Raw genomic sequence first — 1451 nt, 5'->3', positions numbered from 1 at the left:
GCTAAAAAATACAACCTGCAAACAAGTGATTTTGTGCTTGGTATGATCTCTAGTCTAAGTTATGAAAAAAATCATCAAGCGGTTTTGAAGGCTATATCTGGAATGGACAAGCCAAATTTAAAATTGCTAATTGTTGGAAGTGGCTATTTGGATAAGGATTTGAGGAAACAGGTTGAAGAAATGGGGTTGTCTGAGAGAGTAGTGTTTACAGGTACATTATCTAACGTCACCGATGTGTTATCTGTTGTGAAAGTGTTTCTATTACCCTCTCTCAGTGAAGGCTTGCCTATGGCCTTGCTTGAAGCAATGGCATCAGGAAAGGCCGTTGTTGCTTCGAATGTTGGGGAGGTTGGAAACGTTGTTGAACATCATGTTAATGGTTTGCTTATCAAAAGGAATAATATTGATGAGTTGAGATCCGCCATAGAGTTCTTTTTTGAGAATAAAGAAAAAATTAATGAATATGGATGCGCAGCTCGCAGTAAAGTAGTAGCAAAATTTTCGTCAAAAATAATGGCTCAAAATTATTGTAAAATATACGATTCAATGCTTTCATCGGTCGCATCTATGGAAAAATAAAGATTTTTTGGTTGGTAACGTTTGTTGTAAATCATTATGACCTTAACGCAACGAGGGAGAAAATTGGTAAATGCTTATGAAAGGAGAGTGGTGTGAGTTGTCGAACAAAGTTCGTTGCTGTTGGTGATATTTCACTTGGGGATTCACCGCTAACTCTTGGGTTTGGTGTAAGAGGTGCCTTTGAGAAAAAGAGGTTTGGTTTATTTAATGATGATATAAGGAGAGTTTTCAAAAGCGCCGATCTATGCTTTGGGAATCTTGAGACTGTCGTTTCAGATAAAAATTATAACTATAGTGATCTTGTGTCAGCCCAAATGCGGGGAGGATCCAATATGGCGAAACTTCTTGCTGATAGTGGCATTAGCGTTTTGTCAGTTGCTAATAATCATATGATGCAGCATGGCCCAATCGCATTTGAAGAAACTGTATCATTATTGAATTTTCTAAATATTTCACCTGTGGGGGTTGCTGATGAAGATGGGCGAGTTATCGCCTATATGCGTGAAGTAAATGGAAAAGTTTTTTGTTTTCTTGGCTATTCGATGAGGGCGGAAAAGTATAATAAACCGGTATTGTATTCAAAGGGGTCAAGAGAAATGATTTTGACCGATATTGAACAGTATAAAGATAGTTGTGACTATCTCATACTCTCCTTGCACTGGGGAGATGAATTTGTTGATTTCCCTTCGCCTGTTCAAGTTTCAATTGCCCATGAATTCATTAATGCCGGTGCAAAAATTATTATTGGGCATCACCCTCATGTCGTACAAGGAGTTGAGAAATATAACGGAGGTGTTATTGCCTATAGTTTGGGGAATTTCGTTTTTGATTTTTGGCAGAAACGTCTTAGGGAATCAATGATTCTGGTTGTC

At 37.9% G+C, this 1451-nt stretch carries 2 protein-coding genes; both read left to right on the top strand.

The window, feature by feature from the left end; translation table 11 throughout:
* The coding region (locus ABF87_RS14605; RefSeq protein ID WP_160829846.1) for a glycosyltransferase at nt 1-579 on the top strand (579 nt) is incomplete at its 5' end.
* Nucleotides 580-671: 92 nt separating this feature from the next.
* Nucleotides 672-1451 (top strand): CapA family protein (locus ABF87_RS14600; RefSeq protein ID WP_160829845.1); only part of this gene is annotated, 780 nt, incomplete at its 3' end.

Source organism: Nitrosomonas sp. JL21 (assembly GCF_009833095.1).
Lineage (GTDB): Bacteria > Pseudomonadota > Gammaproteobacteria > Burkholderiales > Nitrosomonadaceae > Nitrosomonas.
The sequence above is the reverse complement of the archived record's forward strand: the minus strand, read 5'-3'. Positions and strand labels throughout refer to the sequence as shown.